Genomic DNA, 22,103 nt, shown 5'->3' on the forward strand with positions numbered 1-22,103 from the left:
CGCGCGCTTTCCCTCCCTTTTTATGTGGCCTTGCCCGGGCCAGGTTGATGCTATCTATGCGCAAACGCATTTTGCGGATCTTGGCCGTGTTGGTGATCGTCGCCTTTGTCGTCGTGCTGGGGGCCGGTTGGTGGACTCATCGACAGGTCGCGGCCAGTCTGGCACAGCTCGACGGCGAAGTTGCCATCGACGGATTGTCCGGCCCGGTGACCGTCGAACGTGACAATCGCGGTATCCCCACGATCCGCGCCGCCAGCCGGGACGACGTCGCCTTTGCGCTGGGCTTTGTGCATGCTCAGGAACGTTATTTCCAGATGGACCTGCTGCGGCGCAACTCGGCAGGGGAACTGGCCGAATTGATCGGACCCAAGCTCGTCGAAAACGATCGCAAGGTGCGCATCCACCGCTTTCGCAACGTCGCTAAAGGCGTACTCGCCAAGGCCAACTCCGACGAGCAGCGTTCTATCGAGCGCTACACCGCCGGTGTGAACGCGGGTCTGAAATCGTTGGGAGCACCACCGTTCGAGTATTTGCTGATGGGCATCGAACCGGCGCCCTGGCAGCCCGAGGACTGCGCCCTGGTCATGTTCTCGATGTATATCGACCTGCAAGGCGAGGATTATCGGGACGAAGCGACGCTCGGCATGTTGTATAACGTGCTACCTCACCCGCTGGCCGAGTTTCTCGCGCCGCGCGGCACCGAATGGGACGCGCCGATCCACGGCGAGGCGTTCGAAGCGCCCCCCATCCCCGGACCGGAAGTTTTCGACACGCGCAAGCTCGACACCGACGCGGTCGCCTATCTGCAGCCGCGCGGCACGCTCCCCCCCGAAGCCCACGTTCACTTGGGCAGTAATAACTGGGCCGTTTCCGGCAAGCGTACGGCCGACGGCCGCGCGATGATCGCCGACGATATGCACCTGGGCATTCGCGTGCCGCACATCTGGTATCGCGCATCACTCGCCTGGAACGAACCAAACGATCCTGCCAAGGAACATCAGATCACGGGCGTGTCGCTTCCCGGTACGCCCGGCGTCATCGTCGGCAGCAACGGGCACGTCGCCTGGGGTTTCACCAACAGCGAAGGAGACTGGGTCGATGTCGTACTCGTCGACGTCGATCCCAACGACAGGAACAAATATCTCACTCCCGACGGCCCGCGCGAATTCGAGCATCACGAAGAGACGATCCACGTCGCCGACTCGCCAGATGAGACGATGGACGTCGTTTCGACGATCTGGGGACCGGTCATGGATCACGACCGCGAGGGTCGACCGCGCGTCGAACGCTGGGTGGCCCACGATCCAGAAGGGGTGAACATGGGCCTGTTAAAGATCGAAGCGGCCGAGACGCTGGAAGAAGCCCTGCGATTGGCAAACCTCAGTGGCTCGCCGGCGCAGAATTTCGTCGTCGCAGACGACAAGGGACGCATCGCCTGGACCATCATGGGACGTATTCCCAAGCGTGTCGGCTTCGACGGACGCTTGCCCTCGTCGTGGGCCGATGGTTCGCACCGCTGGGACGGCTGGCTGTCGCCGGAGGAATATCCACGCGTCGTCGAGCCGGAGGACGGCCGGTTGTGGACCGCCAACGGTCGCGTCGTCAGCGATGACATGCTCGTCACGCTCGGCGACGGCGGATATGACCTGGGAGCGCGCGCCCAACAAATCCGCGACGACCTGCGCACGCTCAACCAGGCGAACGAGGCCGACATGCTGCGCATCCAGCTCGATGACAAGGCCGTATTCCTCGAGCGCTGGCAGAAGCTGATGATGGAAGTGCTGTCTCAGGATGCGGTGGCCGACAATACGAAGCGCGCCGAGCTACGGCGTTACGTTGACCACTGGGGCGGTCACGCGTCGATTGATTCGGTCGGCTTTCGCGCCGTGCGGACATTCCGCCGGCGGCTTCTGACGCAGCTTTCGGACGTGCTGGTCAGCCCCTGCAAGAAAATCGATAAGGAGTTTTCGATCGTCAAGCTCGATCGCACCGAAGGGCCATTGTGGCGACTCGTCTCCGAGCGCCCCGAGCATTTGATTGACCCGCGCTTCAAGACCTGGGATGAGCTTTTGCTAGCGGCCGTTGACGATGTGATCGACGATGCCACGAAGAACAACGGCAAGATTTCCGATTACACCTGGGGCGCGTATAACACCACGCACATTCAACACCCGCTGAGCATGGCACTGCCGGCGTTGGCCACCTGGCTCGATATGCCGGCCCAGCCGCTGCCGGGCGATTCGGAAAACATGCCGCGGATCCAGGCTCCGGCGATGGGGGCCTCGCAGCGCATGGCCGTCTCGCCAGGGCATGAGAAAGATGGCTACCTGCACATGCCGTGTGGGCAAAGCGGCCATCCGCTATCGCCCCACTATCGCGACGAACACGCCAACTGGGCCGACGGCAAGGCCGAGCCCTTTTTGCCCGGCGAGACCGTTCACACGCTGACGCTCAAGCCGGCGGCGTAACGCGCTTCGTCAAATCGGAAAGCCGCTCGACGCCCGCACCTAAGTTAGATTCCGATTGCTTTTCGCACGCCAGACTTTTAATCTCTACAGTGGCCTGGCGCGGCGGTACGTGAATTGGGCGATACTGCGCACATGCGTCACCTTTCTGGCAGGAGATACCAATCGTGAACGGTTCCATCCACTCTTCGCGCCGCGCTGTTGGCGTTCTCTCTCTTTGCCTGACGAGCATGTCGATCGCTTTTTGGGGGCAGGACTCGGGTGCGGACGAAGTTCGCGTCGGTCGCAAGATCGACAACTTCTCACTGCACGACGCCCGTGGCACAACCCGAACGCTACAGGATTACAGCGATGCGAAGCTGGTCGTGGTTGCGTTCCTGGGCACCGAATGCCCGCTGGCGAATGCCTATCTGCCGCGACTGGCCGAACTGTCGGCCCAGTGGAAGCCGCAGGGAGTAACGTTCCTGGGCGTCAACTCGAATCAGCAAGACTCGATCACCGAGGTGGCCGCTCATGCGCAGCGGATGGAGATTCCGTTTCCGGTCTTGAAAGATCCGGCCAACGAAATCGCGGATCGCTTTGGCGCTGTGCGTACGCCCGAGGTTTTTGTTCTCGATGGCGATCGCGTGGTGCGCTACTGGGGCCGCATTGACGATCAGTACGGCGTTGGCTATCAGCGCAAGAAGGTCGGCCGTAGCGATCTTTCCACAGCCATCGAAGAGCTGCTGGCCGGCAAAGCTGTCAGCGAGCCTGTGACCGAATCTCCCGGCTGCTTGATCGGCCGCGTGAAGCGTCCCAACCCGAAAGGCGACGTCACTTATACGAAGCAGATCGCGCGGCTTTTGCAGGCCCGCTGCGTCGAATGCCACCACGACGGACAAATCGCTCCGTTCTCGCTGACCAGCTATGACGAGGCCGTCGGCTGGGCCGAGATGATGAAAGAAGTCGTCCACGAACGGCGCATGCCTCCGTGGATGGCCGCGCCCGATCACGGCAACTTCAAGAACAATCCTTCGCTAAGCGCCGACGAGATCGCGCTGTTGGATCATTGGATCGAGAACGGTTGCCCCGAAGGGGACAAAGCCGACCTGCCCGAGCCCGCTCACTTCGCCGAGGGTTGGGGCATCGACAAGCCGGACCAGATTTTCTACATGCGCGACGAACCATACACGGTGCCGGCCGAAGGGATCGTCAGTTACAAGCACTTCATCGTTGATCCCGGTTTCACCGAAGATCATTGGATCAAGCAGGCCGAGGTCAAAGCCGGCAATCCAGCCGTCGTGCATCACGTAATTGTGTTCATCCAGCAGCAGGGCTCGCTCGACTTCGGCGATCCGCAGATGGCGTATGCGCCCGGCATGACGCCGCGACGCCTGGAAAACGGCGCCGCGATACGCATTCCTGCCGGGGCCAAGCTGGTATTTCAGTGCCACTACACCCCCAACGGCAAGGCTCAGGACGATCGCAGCTACGTCGGCCTGGTCTATGCCAAGCCCGAGGAAGTGACGCACGAAGTGCTGGGGTCGAGTTGCGGACAGATGACACTCACGATTCCTCCCAACGAGGCCAACCACCAGGTCACCGCGCGGCACAAGTTCCGCCGCGATACAACGCTGTTGGGCATGAACCCGCACATGCACCTGCGGGGCAAGTCGTTCCGCTACGAGCTGATTCATCCCGATGGCACTAACGAGATTCTGCTCGACGTGCCGCGTTACGACTTCAACTGGCAGTTGTGGTACATGCTTCAGGAGCCGAAGAAGATCCCGAAGGGGAGCACTATGATCTGCACCGCTTACTTCGACAATTCGTCCGACAACCTGGCCAACCCCAATCCCAATACCACCGTGAACTGGGGCGAGCAGACGTGGGACGAAATGATGTTCGGCTTCTACTCGGTGATCAACCCGGTTGATCCCGTGGCCGAAGCGGCAAACAAGGCGACGAAGAAGAAACGCTAAGCGTGGAACTCAGCAGGTTTTTAATCTGCGCAAAATAAAATCGGCTGCGCGAAACTTGTTCGCGCAGCCGATTTGTGTATTCAATTTCAAGGCGCGCCGGTGGCGCGTGCCGCTAAGCCTGAAACGAGCTGCCGCAACCGCAGCTCTTCACGGCGTTCGGGTTGTCGAACGTGAAGCCGCGCTTCTCCAAGCCGTCATAGAAGTCGACCGTTGTGCCGTCCAAGTACAAGGCGCTCTTCTTGTCGACGACAACCGGCACGCCATGGCACTCGAATTTAGAGTCGATCTTTTCGTCGAACGCCTTATCGAAGCCCAGGTTGTATTGGAAGCCGCTGCATCCGCCGCCGACCACGCCAACACGTAGCACGGTCTCGGGTCCGAGCTTTTGCTCGGTGATGATGCGCTTGACCTCGTTCGCGGCCTTTTCACTCAGCAAAACTGCCATATCAGTCCGAAGCCTCCGGGAGGGTTGGTATTCGATTTTCGCAACCGGTTTATGTGATTAATTATACGATCCCTCCCCGAAAGGGAAGGGCGCAATCCGCCACGGAACTTGCGCTCGGAAACCGGCCCCGATTCCCCCGAGAATCGAAGGCCGCCCCCCGCGACTGGCCATCGAACGCCCGCCCGGCGTCTCTCCTACCCGAGAAATGCCCGAACTATGCCAGGCTACTGAGTTTGCGTAGCCGGCTGACCGCCTCGGCCACGGCCCCGACGGCAAACTCCACCTCGTCGGACGTGTTGAATCGCCCCAGGCCGAACCGCAGGCTGGCCCGGGTTTGATCCTCGTCCAGCCCCAAGGCTCGCAGGACATGGCTGGGCTCCGGGTTGGCCGAGGTGCAGGCACTTCCCGAGCTGACCGCCAGCCGCTGCATGCTCATCATCAGCGCCTCGCCGTTGACGTACGCGAAGCTGGCGTTGAGATTGCCTGCCAACCGCCGCTCGTCCGTCAGGAGCGGGCCGTTCAGCGTCACTCCTTCCAATCGCTCGACCAGCCCCCGATACAACTGGTCGCGCAGGCCAGCCAGGCGCACACGCTCCTCAGGCATCTCGGCCAGGCACAGCGACACCGCTCGGGCGAATCCCATAATGCCCGGCACGTTCAGCGTGCCACTGCGGACCCCTCCCTCTTGACCGCCGCCATCGATCTGCGGCTGCAATCGGGCCGCGGAATTTCGCCGCCGCACGTAGAGCGCGCCCACCCCCTTGGGTCCGTAAATCTTGTGCGCGGTGAAGCTCATTAAGTCGACGCCCAGCACATCGACGTCGACCGGTATCTTCCCCACGGCCTGCGTCGCGTCGCAATGCAACGGAACTCCTCGCTCGCGACAGATGGCCGAGATCTCAGTCAGCGGCTGGATCACGCCGATCTCGTTGTTGGCGAGCATCACCGAGACGAGAATCGTGTCCGCCCGAATGGCCTCGCTCAAACGTTGCAAGTCGACCAGCCCTGCCCGCTCGCTTCCGGCCTGCTCGACCGACAGTAACGTCACTTCGTAACCGCGCCGCGACAGCCTGGCCAGCGGATCGAGCACGCTCTTATGCTCGGTCGTGACCGTGACGAAATGACTTCCTTTGCGCCGTGCACGGTCGGCGATCCCGCGCAGCGCCAGGTTGTTACTCTCTGTGGCACCGCTCGTAAACACGATATCGCGGTCATTGGCGCCGATCGCCGCGGCAATTTCTGCGCGCGCCGCATCGACAGCCTCCTTGGCCTGGCCGCCGAAGGAATGGCTGACGCTGCCGGGGTTGCCGTACTGGTCGGTGAAGTACGGCAACATCGCCTCGACAACGCGCGGGTCGACGCGCGTCGTCGCGTGGTTGTCCATGTAGACCGGTAGATCGACCATGAAGTGAATTCTTCGCCCTGTTCCGAAAAGAAACGCAGACGTGCCGCCGCGGTCGAACCATGCAAAGCACCGTTCGACGCCCCGACGATTCCCTCGCCAGATTTTAGCCAGCCGCCAACCGTCAGCCTATGGTGTAACGTGGCCACCACCGGCGCGCACGACGTCTGACAACGGATGGGACACTGCCCTGCAGAGACACTTTCCCTCAGAGGTACTGGCCCTAGGGAATAAACGCCCTACACCTTTTTGCTCAGCTTCTCGGCCAATCGGGCCAAGGCCGGGCTGCAATCGTCGACGGGCAGATGGACATGAATCAGGCTCATGCCGCTGTTATCGGCCCAAGCCTTGATCAATGCGGCGTCGAACTCTCCTTCGGTCCGCACGACATAGCCCTTGCCGCCGCCGAATAGCTCGGTGATTTTCGAGTAGTTCCAGGGATGAATCTCGTTGAATTCGCCCGGGTGCAGGTAACGCTCGGTGCCGTATCCCTGGTTGTCGAGCACGATCACAATGTGGTCGAACCGATGCCGCACAATGCTCGACAGTTCGTTCGACGTCATCTGAAACGCCCCATCGCCGACCAGCACCACGGTCCGCATGTCGGGTCGCGCCACGCCCGTTCCTAGCGAAGCCGGGATCGCGAATCCCATCGACGTGTAATAGGCCGGACCGATGAATTCCGTCCGCGCATGCGTCGTCAATTCCGTGGCCGCGAACAACGCGTCCCCTACGTCCGAGATCACAATCGTGTTCGCGTCCAACGCCTCGTTCAAGCGCGCGATCAACCGCGTGATCGTCATTGGCGCTTGCGGTTGCAGCGTGTATTTCGCACCGTTGCGATGCGGTGGCACCGGGCGTACCGGGGGCGTCGGATGCTGCGCGGCCAGCGCGCGAATGAAATCGGCCAGCACGATGTTGTGATAATAGTGGTGGCGAATGCGAAGCTCTTCGCTGGTGGCGTAGATGCATTTCGACACGTCGAGATTGGCCGTGTAGATGCCCATGTCGATATCGGTCAAAAACGCCCCGAGTAACATCAGGCAATCGCTATCCTCGACGTATTCCGTGACCTCGGCCCGCCCCATCCCCCCTTCGTACATGCCAACGTACAGCGGGTGCGTTTCGCGCACGGCACTCTTCCCCAGGATTGTGCCCGCGATCGGAATTTGCGACCCTTCGGCCAATTTCAACAGCTCGTCCTGTAGGCCGAATCGATGAATCTCGACGCCGGCCAGGATCACCGGCTTCTGGCAGTCATTCAGGAATCGCGTCGCCTCGGCCACGGCTTCGGCCAGCGCGTCCGGGTCACTCACCGGTTCGGCCCGGCGAAATTCATACGGCACGCCCGGCACGACCTTGACCATGTCGCGAGGAATCTCGATGTACACCGGGCGCTTGTAGCGCGCGGCCGCCTCGAGCACGCGATCGATTTCGCGAAAGGCCGTGACCGGATCGACCAACTCGGTCGCCGCCACGCACAACTTCTCGAAAACCTCGAGTTGCGTGCGAAAATCACGCACCTTGTGGTGCAGCAGCGGATTGTTCGTCCGTTCGCGCATGCCCGGCGAGCCGGTGATCAGCACCACCGGCGATTTCTCGGCATACGCCCCTGCGATGCTGTTGGCCACGCTCAAACCGCCGACGCAATACGTCACGCATATCGCCCCCATGCCGTTGACGCGCGCGTAAGCGTCGGCTGCGAAACCGGCGTTATCTTCCCGGCAACAGCCGACCACATTGATAGGGCTGTGCTCCAGCATCGAATAGAACGCCAGCACGTAGTCGCCCGGAATGCCGAATATGTCGCGAATGCCGTAATCCTGCAGGCGCTGAATCAGAAACTCGCCGATCGAGAGCTGATCGACCGGCTTGCGCTCCAGGTACCGTCCGGATGAAATCCCACTGTGTAGTCGCGTCATCGAAGGGCCTCCTCTGCCAGGCATCCGCGTGCGTGACGGCGCAATCACCGCCGGCGCGGATTATCCCTAAATGGCAAGTGATATGCCAACTATTCCTAAAACACCGGAAAAGGCCGACTCTTTTGATCGGCGGACACATCCCGAAACGTCTCAAAACACCTCGGAGTCGAGATCGCGATCCCGGCCCCTAATTCTAGCTACTGCGCTCAATCGAGGCATGTTCAATCCGCGTCCGTATTTGTTCGCGCTCGTGGCGGTCGGATGCGTGGCGCACTGGACTGCCCCTAGAACCCCCGGGGGGGCGAAGACGTCGTAAACCTTCGACCAAATGAGCCGGCCGGGAATGCCGCGGCCGGCTCGTTCTATTTAGGACCTGCTATGGCTGGAACATTCGAGGGCAGTGCAAGATATCGGTAGAAGACGTTAACTACCTCTACGGAGTGCTTCAGATGACAGGCTAGGTTGCTTCGCCATCGGGCTTGTCTCGCCATTGGAAGGTATGGCCGCAGACCGAGCATCGGTAGTCATACGTCGTCGAGACGACTTGCCCCGATCCGTCGAAATCCGGTTTGCTGCCGACAACCTGTGCGGCATCATGGAAGCACTTCGGGCATCTAAGCGTTGTTTCGATATTCATTCTGACTGTGCCTAATGGCCGGCTAAATCCTTCGTAATTCGATCGACGACCGCTCGCCATTCGATGGAGCCAATCTCGAACTGCCGGCCAGCTGTTTCCTCGGCATTTCGCAGTGCGCGAGCATGTCGGCGCGAGATCTCCTCTTGATGGAGTCGCGCATCCTTATATTTGCGTCTCCGCCGACGCATACGATTCCTGCGCAAGTAAGAGGCCGAAAAATGGCCAGAAGGAATTGCGCATTGATGCAAGCGCAATTCTCAGAATTTCAAGAGCACGACATACGAGGACCGCGTTAGAGAACGGCGTTAGACGCCGCCCGCGCTCGTAATGAATAGCACCATGTAAAGCTGGTGCTCGGTGACAGCGTTTGTTTCGATGCGTTGGGACATCATGCAATCGGCAATGCTACTTGGTGCTTGCCGTTTCTGCTGTCGCTTTCAACCGCGCTTCGATTTCCGAAAGATCATAAATGACAAGACCTGCCGCAGGACCGATCATCCCATACCGCGAACGGTCAAACGTAGGAACTTTGCCATCGTCACGAACAGCTTCTGCGACGGAGGGGCTCGCGAACCGAATCATTGGCATTCCTCCTACAGCTTTAGTAATTATCGAGCCGATTCTAGTCGGCTAATCAATGTCTCCAATATATGCCCTTTGGCATACCCTGAAAAAAGAGCCCTGGGAGCGCGACAGCGTTCGCGGCCATCGCTGTCAGGCACGAGCCGCCAAACTGCCACCACGATCAGAAGGCCCGACACGACATTTTGTCGGGGGCGCGCTTCGAATCTAGCGCTGCTTCGACTGCCGCGCCAGGCGCGCACGCCGGTTGCGCAGCATCAGGCCCCAGAAGCCCAAGTAGGCCGCCACACATCCCAGCACCATCAGCGGCCTGGCCGGATTGTGGTTGAAGCGGTACGCGCCGATAGCGTGGAACACACCCCAGGCGGCTACCCCCACCACGATCAAGACAATTACCCAGCGCAGCGGATTGGGGGACTCTGGTTGGTTCACTTCACGACCTTCTGTGGGATACGCGCGGGAGAGCTCACGCCCGAACAACTTCGTCTTGCCTGATTGTAAGACGACCACCGCCTGGGTCGATACGCCCGCCGCAGGTACGATTGACACTATTCAAGGTCGCGGCGGAGTAAAAATCAAGGACCGGCGTCGTTCAGGACAAGAGAACCACAACGTCTCTAGCCGGGATCTGCGACCCCGGGGAAAGCGGCCTCGCGATATCCCGGCCTCGCCGAGGCCAGCTACAGAAAACGACAACAGGACCAATCGTGCTCGCTGATCATTTTCACAAAGTCTCGCACTTCCTGCACCGGCGGTTCATCCTGCTGTTGGTTGTGTCCTACGTTCTGGCTGGCTTCTTTCCCGGCCCCGGCTTGTGGATCCGCTCGACCGCGTTCCGCGGCGTCAGCCTGCCGATGATGATGCTAGGGCTGTTGCTCTTTAACGCCGGGCTGGGAGTCGAACTGGCCGAGTTGAACGAGATTCGCCGCCGTCCGCGCGGACTCATCTTCGGCCTGCTCGGCAATCTGATCATTCCCATCGCGTTCATCGCGCTGGCGATGATGTCGCTGCGGATCTGGCACAATCCGGACGAAGTCCAAAACGTGCTGGTGGGACTGGCACTCGTGGCATCCATGCCTATCGCCGGCTCGTCCACGGCCTGGTCGCAAAATGCCAATGGCAACATGGCCCTCAGCCTGGCGCTCGTGCTCGGGTCGACATTCCTCAGCCCGCTTACGACGCCTGTCGCTCTGCATGCCGTGGGGCTGATGACGACGGGAGACTATTCCGAAGATCTGCACGAGTTGGCCACCAGTGGCACGAATTGGTTTCTGGCCGTGTCGGTTATCATTCCCTCGGCGCTGGGAATCATCGGACACTGGCTGGCCGGCCCGGCGCGCGTAGCCCGGGTAAAACCGAATCTGAAGCTGGCGAACTTGCTGCTTCTGCTGGTGTTGAACTACTCGAACGCCGCGGTCTCGCTCCCCGAGTCGGTCGCCAACCCCGACGCCGATTTCCTGGCCATGATTCTGGCGATTACCGTGATGCTGTGCGCCACGAACTTCGGCGCCGGTTGGCTCATCGCCCGGCTGCTCGGCGTCAGCCGCGCGGATCAGGTCGCCCTGATGTTCGGCCTGGGGATGAACAATAACGGGACCGGGCTGGTTCTGGCCTCGATGGCGCTGGCCGATCACCCACGCGTGCTGCTACCGATTATCTTTTACAATCTCGTGCAGCATCTGGTGGCAGGTGTGGTGGATTACGCCCTTTCGCGCAGGCCCGCGCAAACCAGCAATACATGATCGCGATCGGCATCATCGGTCTGTTCATACCGGGCTATGCGCTTGCGCGAGCCTTGCGAGTGCCGTTCGCCTGGGGTGCCGCCTTCCCGCTGTCGGCGCTGATGATCGTGATGGCGGTAATTGCTTTCGCCCTCACCGGCGCCCCGGTTTGCTTTTGCACTGTGGCGCCGCCGCTATCGATCGTGACGGTCGTCGCGCTGGCCGGGCTATTTTTCGGACGACGCGCGCCGCGCGATGAAACGACAGAACCACCGCTCGGCCGTGGCGCGAAGTTGCTCTTCGCTGCGGGCGCTGTGCAAGTGGCACTCGTGCTCGTGGGCCTGCTGGTGCGGACCAGCATGTATCCGCTCAGCGGACCTGATACGGTTTACCGCTGGGAGGGGCTCGCGCGCTTGATGCTGACCGAGCAGGGGCTTGCGCATTATCCGCCCCTCACGGCCGAGGATTTCACGCACTACGTCTATCCCGATGCGATCCCTCCGCTGGTCGCAAGCGTCTATTGGTGGCTGTACGCGGCCTGGGGCGCGGCGCTACCGGAACTGACGTCCGTGCCTGTGATGCTGCAAGCGCTCTCCTGTTTTTTGCTCGTCTACGGCGCGGCGCGGGTTAGCTTCGGTGCCGTGGGCGGCATCGTGACGCTTGCGAGCCTGGCCAGCACTCCGCTCTTTATCGGCAGCGTCGCCATCGGTCAGGACACGGGCTACACGGCGCTCTCGTACGCCGGGCAACTGGCTTTCGCGCTCGCGGCCGTCGCCGACCCCAAGCGTCGCTACGTGGTCATGGCCGGATTGTTCGGCGCGCTAGGGGCGCTGACGCGTGAATACGGACTGCTCCTGTCGCTGGGCGGGTTCGCGGTGCTGGCCCTCGCGCCAAAGACGCGCCGGCTGTTGCCGCTGTACGCTCTGACCGTGGCCGTTGTTGCGGCGCCGTGGTACTTGCGCATCTGGTGGCTCACCGGAAATCCACTCTATCCGTTCGACATACTCCACCTGGGCCTGCCCACAAACCAGGTACACGTCGAACTGCACGACGTCTATCGCGAACTGGTAGGGGCACGATTACAGACTGCCGATGGCTGGGCCGAGATTGTGTTGCGCGCCGTGATCGGCGGTCCCGTGGCGATCGTCCTCGGCGTTGCTGGTCTGAAGCTGTCCGGCCGGCAGACGATCGGACTGGCGATCGCCGCTGTGCTGGCCCTGGTCGCGTGGCGGATGGCGCTACCGTTTACGCTGGGAGGCATCTCGCTATCCGTCCGAATGTTCGCGCCAGTCTACCTGACACTATCCATCGCTGCCGGGGCGTGCGGCCCGGCACTGGCGCGGCTCGCGCTACGGCGCCCGCAACTGTTCCGCGTCGGCATCGTCGCGCCGATGGCACTCGTGGCCCTCTATGCAACGTTGGGGGCATGGACGCTGCCGTTCCATCCGACCGGATTCCGCACCGCGGTCATCAGCCGGATCCATTACCCGGACGACGTGCTCGGCCCGCGCGTGCTCGCGGCGCAAGCCGTGGCCGGCAGCGGACTGCCGGACGTGGCCGTGCTGACCGACGACAGTTACCTGGCCACCGCACTAAAGCGCGCCCGCGTCCGCCCGGTAATGGCCTGGAGCCCCGAGGTATCGTTCGTCTTTGACCCGAACACGAGCGGTACGGAAGTTCGCCGGCGGTTGCGCGAAATGAACATCCACTTCGTCGCACCGTACGAGGGCAATCTCCCCTATCTACGCCGCTTCCCGTTCTACGCCGACGACAGCAAACAATGGCAACAGGTGCGCTACAACGGGGAGGCGTTGCCGCTGTTTTTCCTGCCGGAGTGAGCGCGATCGCTCGATGGGCGTCGGTGCATGACCCCAAAGATCGATCTTTCAGTTGTCCATCCTCTTGGATTGCCCTGTAGCCTTGTAATACCGTTGACCCTAGAAGAGCACTGTTTGCGGGGCATGGACCTTTAAGTGATTCTTTCCGGCTTTCGCGGCGGCTATAAACGCCCCTATTTCGTCCTCAGACCACCCGTCCATAAAACGGAATGCGGACGTAATTGCGTACTCTCGATTCAGCTCGACGCCCAACCATCGCCGCCCCAGCTCCTCGGCGGTTTCGCCGGTTGTGTTAGAGCCGGAAAAGATGTCCAGCACGATGTCGTCCGGGTCAGTCAAAAAATTGATGAAGAACCGCGGCAACTGCTTAGGGAAACGCGCGGGATGCGGGTCGAATCCGAATGCCTTGCAGTGGCGAATATGAATGGAGTTGCTTTCAGTATTTGGGTACTGCAACAGGTTTGAAGGTATTGCTCCGCCATTATCCGTGCCAAACCGTTCGCTGATGTCATGACCAGATGGCCGGTCCTTCGGCCGATAGAACTTGCTTGGATCTTTAATCAGCTTCTTCATGCGCTCGCTGTAGGGGGCGAGCACCTTGGTCACATCGGCCTTCGGATTTTCCGTTTTCGACAACCACCAGACGGTGTTAACCGAGTCTTTTGCGCGAATCTTTCGCTTGTTCACCCATTCAATCGGCGACGGAAGCTTTGCTGGGTTGGACCAGAAGAATTCCTCGGCGAGATGAAATCCATGCTCATCGCACATCCGCAGCAAGACTCGAAAATTATAAAGAGAACGGACAGGCCGCCCCTTCTGATATGCCCCCCCAAGATCAATGACGAACGACCCCGTATCTTTTAGCACCTTCTTCACAAGCGGAGCGAAAGACAGCAGCCAATCAACGTAATCGCCTTGCTCCAGATTGCCGTATGCCTTCTGCCTGAGCAGAGCGAACGGCGGTGACGTGATGACCAGGTCGACTGAATTCTCAGGATGCGTCGGAAGATAGTCTTCCGACCGGCCGACGATCATCGCACCCAACCTGGTTCGGTAGAGCTCCTCAAACGAATCCGGCATCAATTAATCCTTTAGCCTACTGGCATCGGGACATCGCAACAGTCGCCCGAAGCGATCCGCCAGAAGGTCCAGTCTGTAGACCATGCATTACGTAACTCAGAGTCTGTAGACCTATGAGTTACCCGACCCGACACTGCCCGTCAATGGAATCATGATACGCAATAACGAGCGATGCTGTGAATGACCTTCGTTCCCGCTTCGGAGCCAATCTGAGGAAAGTCCGAGTGGCAAAGGGCTTTTCGCAGGAAGCCCTCGCCGACAGGGCCGATTTGCATCGGACGTACGTGAGTAGCGTTGAGCGGGGCGAAAGGAATGTCACTCTCGAAACAATCGAGAAGCTTGCCGTGGCCCTGAGCGTTTCCATGGCAAAGCTCATGCCCGACTAATGAGGGACGGACAGTTCGTGGGTTCGAAGAAGCGCAAATTGCCGATTTTCCGGCACCACGCCGATAAGGCAGAATTGGACGCTCTTTTCCCACACTTGCGCGCGCTCCAAGTGCTTGCACTACGCCATGGTATACGCGACGTCTTTCAAGACAATGGCGGAAAGTACCTACAGCTCGCGCTCGTTACCGGACTGCGGCTGCTAAAGCCTCGCGAAGGAAACGATGCGGTCGACGAATCCGGGCGCGAGTACGAAATCAAGACCTTAAATGCCGACGTCGTTAAGAGCTTCACGACACACCATCACCTAAACCCGACAATCCTAAAAAAATACCGGTCCGTTGATTGGATCTTCGCGGTTTATCGTGGGATCGAACTCGAAGCTGTCTACTATTTGCCGGTGTCGTCTTTAGAACCGTTCTTTTTGCAATGGGAATCCAAATGGAACGCCTCTCAAAAGGACATTAATAATCCGAAGATCCCGCTAAACTTCGTCGAACAGAAAGGGCAGCGGATTTATCCGCCACGCACCTGAACGAGCCAGGCAGCCTCTGCTGACACCTGACAAGCATTCGAAACGGCTCTCTCCAGATCGGCGAATCGAGCCCTCCCATGAAAACCCTCACCAAAGAACTGTGGTTGGAAGTGCCTGAACGGCGGGCGATTGTTTCGATCCACCAGGAAGTGTCGCGGCTCGTCGCCGAGAGCGGCGTTCAGGATGGGCTGGTGCTCGTTAACGCGATGCACATCACGGCGAGCGTGTTTATTAACGACAACGAGTCGGGGCTGCATCACGACTACGAGGTGTGGCTCGAAAAGCTCGCACCATTTGATGCCTCGTCCAAGACGTACCATCACAATCGCACCGGCGAAGATAATGCCGACGCCCACATGAAGCGGCAAGTCATGGGACGCGAGGTCGTCGTGGCGATCACCAAAGGGCAACTCCACCTCGGCCCGTGGGAACACATCTTCTATTACGAGTTCGACGGCCGCCGCCGCAAACGCGTGCTCGTGAAAATTATCGGCGAGTAGCAGCATCAAGCGCCTGTGGCGCGGTCACCGTTAACCGCCTGCGGCCCCGGGCTCACAGAGCCCGGCTACAGAAGAGGCAGCCGAAGGATTCGATCGCGATCGATTAGCTGGCATGGGCATGCTGTCGCCGGATGCGATCAACCGCACGTGCTGGCACCACGTGTCGAAAACGTCAGCCAATCGCGCTCGCCTGCGATTGTCGTGACGGGTTAAAACAGCCGGGCGTGCTTCTGGAGAATTTCAGCCCTGCCAACGAAGGAACGTACTGATGCAGACTCTTCGCACAACGAATTATCACAAATGGATTCTCGCCGCCGCGATCGCGCTGACCTTGGGCGGCACCTTGCTGATGGCCGATCGATATGTCGGTCACGCTGTGGCCGCGCCCGAGAAACCGGTCGGCGATCATTGGCAGAACTTCGATGGCCATTGGAGCTACTGGCACGAAGGGGACAAGCGCTGGTACTACACCGACGGCAAACATTGGTACTACAACAACGGCACGAGCTGGGCCGTCTATCAATTCGACAAGCTGTTCGGTCTGAACGGCTTTCACCACGGCGACTATCATCCGCCGGGACCCGAAGTGAAGGTCGTCGTCCCCACGCACAGCGTGTGGCATCGGTAAACGAACTAGACGATCGATTGGCCGATGGCCCATCGAAGCGACGGTAACACGAAACTGCATAGGGACCGCTCACGAACGTGACGCGGTCCCTTTTTTGTTGATAGGGGGCGGCGGAACGGCCCTGCCCCCTGCCTTGTTCCGCTGGGGCAGCGCGGATAACTTACGGGTTCGCTGGCGGCGCCCCGGGCGGATGGGGGGCCGGACCATAATTCTTTGCTCCCAAGCGAACGCTGGCCCTCACCCTTCCCTCTCCCAGAGGGAGAGGGGTTTTGATGGCGGCGCTCTCACCTTTACGAGGTGTGGCGAACGAGGACAGTTTGGGCGCGGCGCCGAACGCCAGCGTTCGGCAGTATCAATATCTAAACATCACGCAAATACAACGCACGTCCCATCAAAAAGATCATCATGAGCGATCCCTATTTTCAATCCCTGTTCGCCGAGCGCATCGGCGGGGCCAATTACGGCAAGGGAACCGAGATCTATAAGTTCGAAAAGATCAAACGCGCTAAGCGCAAGGCTCTGGCCGACCATCCCGAGCGGAAGCTGGTCGATTTCGGCATCGGCGAAAATGACGAAATGGCCCCCGAGTCGATCCGCGCCCTGATGACGCGCGAGATCAATCAGCCGGCCAATCGCGGTTATGCAGATAATGGCGTGGCCGAATTCAAAGAATCGGTCGCCCGGCTGATGAAGCGCCGCTTCGGCGTCGAGCTCGATCCGGCCACCGAAGTGAACCATTGCATTGGCTCAAAAACGGCGCTGGCCATGTTGCCGGCCGCCTTCATCAATCCCGGCGACGTCACGCTGATGACCGTCCCTGGCTACCCGGTGGCCGGCACGCATACCAAGTATTACGGCGGCGAAGTGTATCGACTGCCGCTCAAGGAAGAGAACGGCTTTCTGCCCGACCTGGAATCGATCCCGGCCGACATCGTGCGGCGTGCCAAGCTGCTGGTGATCAACTACCCGAACAGCCCGACCGGTCGCGTCGCCACGCGTGATTTCTACTCGCGCGTGATCGATTTCGCCAAGCGCAATCAGATCGTGGTCGTGCAGGACGCGGCGCACATCTTCCTGAGCTACGACGGAGAGCCGCTCAGCTTTTTGTCAGTGCCTGGCGCGAAGGACGTGGGCGTCGAAGTCCACTCGCTGTCGAAGGGCTATCACATGATCGGCTGGCGGCTGGGCTGGGTCTGTGGCAATGCCAAGATCGTGCAGGCGTTGGCCGATATTAAGGACAACAGCGACTCGGGCCAGTTCATCGCCATTCAAAAAGCCGGCGCCGCGGCGCTCGACGACGATAACATCACGGCCCAGGTGCGTAAGAAATACGAGCGCCGCTTGCGGAAGCTGGTCGACGTGCTGACTCGCTGCGGCTTCGATTGCAAAATGCCGGGCGGGACCTACTTCCTGTACACGCGCAGCCCGAAGGGAATCAAGAACGGCCCGCAATTCGACACGGCCGAGGCGGCCAGCCAGTACCTGATCACCGAACATTCGATCTGCACAGTCCCGTGGGACGATGCCGGCGCGTATCTGCGATTCTCGGTCACGTACGAAGGCGCGGACGAAGCGGCCGAAGACGCATTGATGGCCGAGACCGAAAAACGTCTGCAGCAGATTCAGCCGGTTTTTTGAAGCTGCTGACTTGGACCCAGCGGCGGCGTGCTCGGTGTCGTCGAGCTGACCTCGCAGCACCCTCACCCTGACTTCTCCCAGAGGGAGAGGGGTTTCTCACGCCCGTACCCTACCGCCTGCGATTCAAACGAGAATCTGTCGGCGCGACGGCGCGATCACTCTTTCTTCAACTTGTCGCGTGTGACGACCATGTAAATCGAATCGCCGCGGGCGACTTCTTTGCCGTCTTCGCTGCGGACGATGCTCTCGGCATGAATGATCTGCCGGCCGGAGCGCGTGACTGTCGATTCGCAATAGAGCGTTCCTTCGGACACCGGGCGAAAGAACTTCACGCGCAAGTCGATCGACACGATGGCCGCGTTGCCGTCGTGCAAATGCACGTTCGTTAGCAGGATGGCGTGCGCGATGCCCGTGTCGATCAGCGTGGCGATGATGCCACCGTGCATGATCATGGCAGGCTGCGTCAGATCGGGCCGGTATTGGATCTTCAGCATCGACCAGCCTGGCCGCATGTCGACGATTTCCATGCCGATCAACTTGAAGAACGGCCAGTCGCGGGCTTTTTCCAGAATGGCCTCGCGCGCTTTTAGCACCGCGGGATCGTCAGGCAGCTCGGGGGCGGTCATGCAATCATGCTCCGAGGAGAGTCATAAACGTGGGTTTGGTCGTATGGTAGGCGACGATCAGATGCCCGGCCAGTGTCGAAGAAACGCCTAATAAGAATGAGCCTGCCGCGGCACTTCACTCTCGTCGCAGGCGCCCCATAATACAGCCGGACACTTTCGCAGCCCCTGTCCATTCCTCGCGCGCTCGAATCACGGAAGTTCTCGCTATGAAAATGTTTCTCGCCGGTCGCTGGCTTGATAAAGCACAACAATCGCAGGTCAAGAATCCGTTCGATGGGTCGGTGATCGATACCGTACCCAAGGCGGATGCGGCCGACGTCGAAGCGGCGCTGGCCGGCGCCGTAAACGGCGCCGCCGACATGCGCGGCACGACGGGCTATCAGCGGTACGAAATTCTGCACCGCGCTAGCGAGATCATGCGGACTCGCGCCGACGAACTCGGCCGGCTGATCAGCCAGGAGGAAGGTAAGACGCTGGCCGAGGGACGGGGCGAAGCGCTGCGTGCAGTCGAGACGATGGAACTCTCGGCCGAAGAAGCCAAGCGCATCTCGGGCGAGCTACTGCCGCTCGACGGCGCATCAGGGGGCGCCGGAAAGTTGGGCTTCACCTTGCGCGTACCGTGTGGCGTGGTGGTCGCGATCTCGCCGTTCAACTTTCCGCTGAACCTGGTGTGCCACAAAGTCGGACCGGCGCTGGCTGCGGGGAACGCCGTGGTTTGCAAACCGGCCAGCGATACGCCACTGTCGGCGCTCAAGCTGACCGAGATTTTGCTCGAAGCCGGGCTGCCTCCCTCGGGCATCGCCTGCCTCACCGGCGCGGGCGGCGAGATCGGCGGGGCGCTCGCCCGCGATCCGCGCGTGCGCAAGATCAGTTTCACCGGCAGCCGTGACGTGGGCGAGAAGCTGTGCCAAACGGCCGGGCTGAAACGCGTCACAATGGAACTCGGCTCGAATAGCCCGCTGATCGTCATGCACGACGCCGACCTGGCCAAGGTGGCCCGTGCGACCGTAACAACGGGCTACGGCAATGCGGGGCAAGTTTGCATATCGACGCAACGCGTGATTGTGATGGACAAAGTATACGACCAATTTCTCGACGTGCTGCAGCCGCAGGTGGCGGCATTGCGCATCGGTGATCAGCTCGATCCGCAAACGCAAATGGGCCCGATGATCCGCGAATCCGATGCCCAGCGCGTCGAGCAATGGATCGTTGACGCGGCTGCCGGCGGCGCGCGCGTTCTGGCCGGCGGCAAGCGCCAAGGCTCGTTGGTCGAGCCGACGCTCGTGGCCGATGTTCGCCCTGACATGCGTATCAGTTGCGACGAATTATTCGGACCAGCTGTGGCCGTGACGCGCGCCGCGAACATCGATGAAGCAATCCGTCTGGCCAACGACACCAACTACGGGCTCAGCGCTGGCATCTTTACGCAGAACATCGATTGGGCGATTCGTTTTGCCCGCGAGGTCGAGTCGGGCAATCTGCACATCAATTGGGGGCCAGGCTGGCGCGCGGACCTGATGCCCTACGGCGGGCTGAAAGAAAGCGGCATGGGCAAGGAAGGTCCGAAGTACGCGATCGCCGAGATGACCGAGTTGAAAACAGTCGTGATCCACAGCAGCTAGTGGTCCGCCGCGGAATCACGGTGCGAGAACGTCTCCGTCGATCTTCAACACGGTCGCCTCGAGACTCCAGCCGTCGAACCCCGCCGTCAGTTTCTCACCACTCTTCACGCGCTGGATGATACGTCCTTCGTTGGCCGTGATTTTTATGGACGTGGGATCCTCTTGTGGGACGCTGCTATTTCCCGACCAGCGGGCAGCAAGATCCAGCAAGACTTCTTCGCCTCCCAAGTCGACCACGGTTGCTGTGAACGAAGTGCCGGCCGTGAACTCGCGAACAACCGGCGTCGTGGTGCCTGACTCCGAGATCTCGGCCACCATACGGCGCTCGACCGACGTGTCCGAAACCGTCACGCGCTCGCCATCGCGGATCTTGAATCGCGGGCAGGGAATCTCGGTGATGACCGTCACTCCGGCCTGTCGGTCGCCGGGCTGAGACGGCGGGTCGCAACGTACCAGGCAATCAATAAAACATTCGTGGTCGCCGGGCGAGCGCAGCGTCGCGACGTCCGGCACGCGCGTAATCTGGACCGAATCCGGCAGTTGGGCCGGAATTTTCGGGACCGCGGCGACTTGCCGGGACTCCCCCTCCCCCGACGCCCAGGCAATAACCGCCACCAGACTGAGCACCCCCACGCCGGCAATCGCAATAATAGTTCGCATGCTTAACGTCCTGCGACTGGTGTCGAATTCCTGTCTCCCGGCCGGCGGCGATTGTAGAAGGCCCGGAAAACCCGGAGCAATACCAGCCCAGAACGACTGCATAGTTGAGAATCCGCGGCTCGCCTTCTGTAGCTGGCCTCTCCGAGGCCGAGGCTTTGTGGTTGTTCCGGGGTCGCAGACCCCCGGCTACAGTCCTGAACACCAGCCTCGGCATCTTGAACACGGTATCCTGGGCCAGCTATAGTCGAGGTTTCGGCAGGTGCCGTTCGGGCTCCACAGAGGCGCCGCGGCATCTCTAAAGCTGACGTGTACGAACTTTACGCTTAGTCAGTTCGTATCAGCTTGCAGTGCGGTACCGCTCGGGGGGGCATACTGCGCCTGCATCAGGCTCTGGGACGGGCCTGGTCCTGACCGCATTTCGTAAAACTGAGGGTCCTCATGCCTACGTTGACTCCGGCCCCAGGGGCACGCTCCCACCAGCCCTCGGCCGATCAGATTGTCGTCGAGACGCGCAATCTTTCGAAAATCTATCGCGACTTTTGGGGCCGCCAGAAAGTGCGGGCCCTCAAGGCGCTCGACCTGGAAGTACGTCGCGGCGAGATCTTCGGACTGCTGGGGCCCAACGGCTCGGGCAAGACGACCACGATCAAGCTGCTGCTGGGGCTGCTCTTTCCCACCAGCGGCGAAGCGTTGGTGTTCGGCAAGCCGGCGACCGACGTCACGAAGAACGAGCGGATTGGTTACCTGCCCGAGGAATCGTACCTGTACCGGTTCCTGAATGCCGAAGAGACGCTCGACTTCTACGGCCGGTTGTTCAACATGCCGTCGTCGGTGCGTAAGCAGCGCACGCAAGAATTGATCGACATGGTCGGCCTGCGTTGGGCGAAACGCCGCCAGTTGCGCGAATATTCAAAAGGTATGACGCGCCGCATCGGCCTGGCCCAAGCCTTGATCAACGACCCCGAGCTGATCGTGCTGGACGAGCCGACCTCGGGCCTGGATCCGATCGGCACCCGCGAAATCAAAGACCTGATCCTGAAATTGCGCGACCAGGGGAAGACGGTGCTGCTGTGCAGCCACTTGCTGCCTGACGTGCAGGACGTTTGCGATCGCATCGCCATCCTTTATCAGGGCGAATTGAAGGAGTTGGGACGCGTCGACACCCTGCTCAAGATGCGCGACGTCACCGAGATCCGCACGACGGCGCTCGACGATGCGGCCAAGGCCGAGATCGAAGCGGTGGTCCGGCGTCACCAGGGAAGCGTGCTGAAGATCGACAATCCGACCACGACCCTCGAAGAATTATTCCTGGGAATCGTGCGCGACAGCGAGGCACATCCCGGCCGCCGGCCCAACGAAAAGTCGTAGTCCGCGGCGCGTACACGTTTTGATTTTGAGTTCGTAGCCTGATTACCGCAGAGTACCGCTTCTTTTCATGCGTAGTGATTCATCCTGCG

At 60.6% G+C, this 22,103-nt stretch carries 19 protein-coding genes; 11 read left to right on the forward strand and 8 right to left on the reverse strand.

What is annotated here, in order from left to right:
* The first annotated feature begins 56 nt into the window (after positions 1–56).
* Positions 57–2,468, forward strand: a complete 2,412-nt coding sequence (locus VGN12_08080) for a penicillin acylase family protein (protein HEY4309394.1) — start codon at positions 57–59, stop codon at positions 2,466–2,468.
* A 164-nt stretch (positions 2,469–2,632) separates the two neighbouring features.
* A complete protein-coding gene (locus VGN12_08085; protein ID HEY4309395.1) occupies positions 2,633–4,426 on the forward strand; it encodes a thioredoxin family protein in 1,794 nt (597 codons plus the stop codon).
* A 112-nt stretch (positions 4,427–4,538) separates the two neighbouring features.
* On the opposite strand, the gene VGN12_08090 is transcribed toward VGN12_08085, so the two are convergent.
* The 5 genes from VGN12_08090 to VGN12_08110 all read right to left on the reverse strand — a co-directional run bounded on the left by VGN12_08090 (position 4,539) and on the right by VGN12_08110 (position 9,963).
* Positions 4,539–4,871: an iron-sulfur cluster assembly accessory protein gene (locus tag VGN12_08090; protein ID HEY4309396.1), complete on the reverse strand. Its 333-nt coding sequence runs from the start codon at positions 4,869–4,871 to the stop codon at positions 4,539–4,541.
* A 214-nt stretch (positions 4,872–5,085) separates the two neighbouring features.
* A complete protein-coding gene (locus VGN12_08095) occupies positions 5,086–6,276 on the reverse strand; it encodes an aminotransferase class V-fold PLP-dependent enzyme (GenBank protein ID HEY4309397.1) in 1,191 nt (396 codons plus the stop codon).
* A 236-nt stretch (positions 6,277–6,512) separates the two neighbouring features.
* Positions 6,513–8,195, reverse strand: a complete 1,683-nt coding sequence (locus VGN12_08100; GenBank protein HEY4309398.1) for a thiamine pyrophosphate-dependent enzyme — start codon at positions 8,193–8,195, stop codon at positions 6,513–6,515.
* A 1,042-nt stretch (positions 8,196–9,237) separates the two neighbouring features.
* A complete protein-coding gene (locus VGN12_08105; protein ID HEY4309399.1) occupies positions 9,238–9,414 on the reverse strand; it encodes a hypothetical protein in 177 nt (58 codons plus the stop codon).
* Between the two features lie 207 nt (positions 9,415–9,621).
* Positions 9,622–9,963 carry a hypothetical protein gene (locus tag VGN12_08110; GenBank protein HEY4309400.1) on the reverse strand — a complete coding sequence of 114 codons (342 nt, stop codon included), beginning with the start codon at positions 9,961–9,963 and terminating at the stop codon, positions 9,622–9,624.
* A 158-nt stretch (positions 9,964–10,121) separates the two neighbouring features.
* Between VGN12_08110 and VGN12_08115 the strand changes: the two genes are divergently transcribed.
* Positions 10,122–11,156, forward strand: coding sequence for a bile acid:sodium symporter (locus VGN12_08115; GenBank protein HEY4309401.1), 1,035 nt, complete (start codon positions 10,122–10,124; stop codon positions 11,154–11,156).
* Positions 11,153–12,973, forward strand: coding sequence for a glycosyltransferase family 39 protein (locus VGN12_08120; GenBank protein HEY4309402.1), 1,821 nt, complete (start codon positions 11,153–11,155; stop codon positions 12,971–12,973). Before VGN12_08115 ends, VGN12_08120 begins: the two co-directional genes overlap by 4 nt.
* A gap of 99 nt (positions 12,974–13,072) precedes the next feature.
* On the opposite strand, the gene VGN12_08125 is transcribed toward VGN12_08120, so the two are convergent.
* Positions 13,073–14,053: a site-specific DNA-methyltransferase gene (locus VGN12_08125; protein HEY4309403.1), complete on the reverse strand. Its 981-nt coding sequence runs from the start codon at positions 14,051–14,053 to the stop codon at positions 13,073–13,075.
* 176 nt (positions 14,054–14,229) lie between these two features.
* On the opposite strand from VGN12_08125, the gene VGN12_08130 reads away from it, so the two are divergent.
* From VGN12_08130 to VGN12_08150, 5 genes are all read left to right on the forward strand, one after another.
* Positions 14,230–14,439 carry a helix-turn-helix transcriptional regulator gene (locus VGN12_08130; protein HEY4309404.1) on the forward strand — a complete coding sequence of 70 codons (210 nt, stop codon included), beginning with the start codon at positions 14,230–14,232 and terminating at the stop codon, positions 14,437–14,439.
* Positions 14,439–14,972 (forward strand): hypothetical protein, encoded by a 534-nt coding sequence (locus tag VGN12_08135; protein ID HEY4309405.1) that lies wholly within the window; start codon positions 14,439–14,441, stop codon positions 14,970–14,972. Before VGN12_08130 ends, VGN12_08135 begins: the two co-directional genes overlap by 1 nt.
* Positions 14,973–15,049: 77 nt before the next feature.
* Positions 15,050–15,472 carry a secondary thiamine-phosphate synthase enzyme YjbQ gene (locus VGN12_08140; GenBank protein HEY4309406.1) on the forward strand — a complete coding sequence of 141 codons (423 nt, stop codon included), beginning with the start codon at positions 15,050–15,052 and terminating at the stop codon, positions 15,470–15,472.
* Between the two features lie 268 nt (positions 15,473–15,740).
* A complete protein-coding gene (locus VGN12_08145) occupies positions 15,741–16,100 on the forward strand; it encodes a hypothetical protein (protein ID HEY4309407.1) in 360 nt (119 codons plus the stop codon).
* A 405-nt stretch (positions 16,101–16,505) separates the two neighbouring features.
* Positions 16,506–17,738 carry an LL-diaminopimelate aminotransferase gene (locus tag VGN12_08150; GenBank protein ID HEY4309408.1) on the forward strand — a complete coding sequence of 411 codons (1,233 nt, stop codon included), beginning with the start codon at positions 16,506–16,508 and terminating at the stop codon, positions 17,736–17,738.
* A gap of 155 nt (positions 17,739–17,893) precedes the next feature.
* Here the strand turns inward: VGN12_08150 and VGN12_08155 are convergent, their stop codons facing one another.
* Positions 17,894–18,364 (reverse strand): PaaI family thioesterase, encoded by a 471-nt coding sequence (locus VGN12_08155; GenBank protein ID HEY4309409.1) that lies wholly within the window; start codon positions 18,362–18,364, stop codon positions 17,894–17,896.
* A gap of 206 nt (positions 18,365–18,570) precedes the next feature.
* Between VGN12_08155 and VGN12_08160 the strand changes: the two genes are divergently transcribed.
* Complete coding sequence (locus VGN12_08160; protein ID HEY4309410.1) at positions 18,571–19,986, forward strand: aldehyde dehydrogenase family protein; 1,416 nt, start codon at positions 18,571–18,573, stop codon at positions 19,984–19,986.
* Positions 19,987–20,001: 15 nt separating this feature from the next.
* Here VGN12_08160 and VGN12_08165 read toward each other — a convergent pair whose 3' ends face one another.
* Positions 20,002–20,646 carry a hypothetical protein gene (locus VGN12_08165; GenBank protein ID HEY4309411.1) on the reverse strand — a complete coding sequence of 215 codons (645 nt, stop codon included), beginning with the start codon at positions 20,644–20,646 and terminating at the stop codon, positions 20,002–20,004.
* Between the two features lie 438 nt (positions 20,647–21,084).
* Between VGN12_08165 and VGN12_08170 the strand changes: the two genes are divergently transcribed.
* The gene (locus VGN12_08170) at positions 21,085–22,014 is read left to right on the forward strand and encodes an ABC transporter ATP-binding protein (protein ID HEY4309412.1); all 930 of its coding nucleotides are present in this window, start codon (positions 21,085–21,087) and stop codon (positions 22,012–22,014) included.
* The last annotated feature ends 89 nt before the right edge of the window (positions 22,015–22,103 follow it).

This window comes from Pirellulales bacterium (assembly GCA_036499395.1).
In the GTDB taxonomy this organism is placed as follows: Bacteria; Planctomycetota; Planctomycetia; order Pirellulales; family JACPPG01; genus JACPPG01.

Bases quoted from the DNA above. Each gene is read 5' to 3' on its own strand.
- VGN12_08080 (HEY4309394.1), top strand. From the start codon at position 57: ATGCGCAAACGCATTTTGCGGATCTTGGCCGTGTTGGTGATCGTCGCC.
- VGN12_08090 (HEY4309396.1), bottom strand. From the start codon at position 4,871: ATGGCAGTTTTGCTGAGTGAAAAGGCCGCGAACGAGGTCAAGCGCATC.
- VGN12_08095 (HEY4309397.1), bottom strand. From the start codon at position 6,276: ATGGTCGATCTACCGGTCTACATGGACAACCACGCGACGACGCGCGTC.
- VGN12_08100 (HEY4309398.1), bottom strand. From the start codon at position 8,195: ATGACGCGACTACACAGTGGGATTTCATCCGGACGGTACCTGGAGCGC.
- VGN12_08105 (HEY4309399.1), bottom strand. From the start codon at position 9,414: ATGATTCGGTTCGCGAGCCCCTCCGTCGCAGAAGCTGTTCGTGACGAT.
- VGN12_08120 (HEY4309402.1), top strand. From the start codon at position 11,153: ATGATCGCGATCGGCATCATCGGTCTGTTCATACCGGGCTATGCGCTT.
- VGN12_08125 (HEY4309403.1), bottom strand. From the start codon at position 14,053: ATGCCGGATTCGTTTGAGGAGCTCTACCGAACCAGGTTGGGTGCGATG.
- VGN12_08135 (HEY4309405.1), top strand. From the start codon at position 14,439: ATGAGGGACGGACAGTTCGTGGGTTCGAAGAAGCGCAAATTGCCGATT.
- VGN12_08140 (HEY4309406.1), top strand. From the start codon at position 15,050: ATGAAAACCCTCACCAAAGAACTGTGGTTGGAAGTGCCTGAACGGCGG.
- VGN12_08145 (HEY4309407.1), top strand. From the start codon at position 15,741: ATGCAGACTCTTCGCACAACGAATTATCACAAATGGATTCTCGCCGCC.
- VGN12_08150 (HEY4309408.1), top strand. From the start codon at position 16,506: ATGAGCGATCCCTATTTTCAATCCCTGTTCGCCGAGCGCATCGGCGGG.
- VGN12_08155 (HEY4309409.1), bottom strand. From the start codon at position 18,364: ATGACCGCCCCCGAGCTGCCTGACGATCCCGCGGTGCTAAAAGCGCGC.
- VGN12_08160 (HEY4309410.1), top strand. From the start codon at position 18,571: ATGAAAATGTTTCTCGCCGGTCGCTGGCTTGATAAAGCACAACAATCG.
- VGN12_08165 (HEY4309411.1), bottom strand. From the start codon at position 20,646: ATGCGAACTATTATTGCGATTGCCGGCGTGGGGGTGCTCAGTCTGGTG.
- VGN12_08170 (HEY4309412.1), top strand. From the start codon at position 21,085: ATGCCTACGTTGACTCCGGCCCCAGGGGCACGCTCCCACCAGCCCTCG.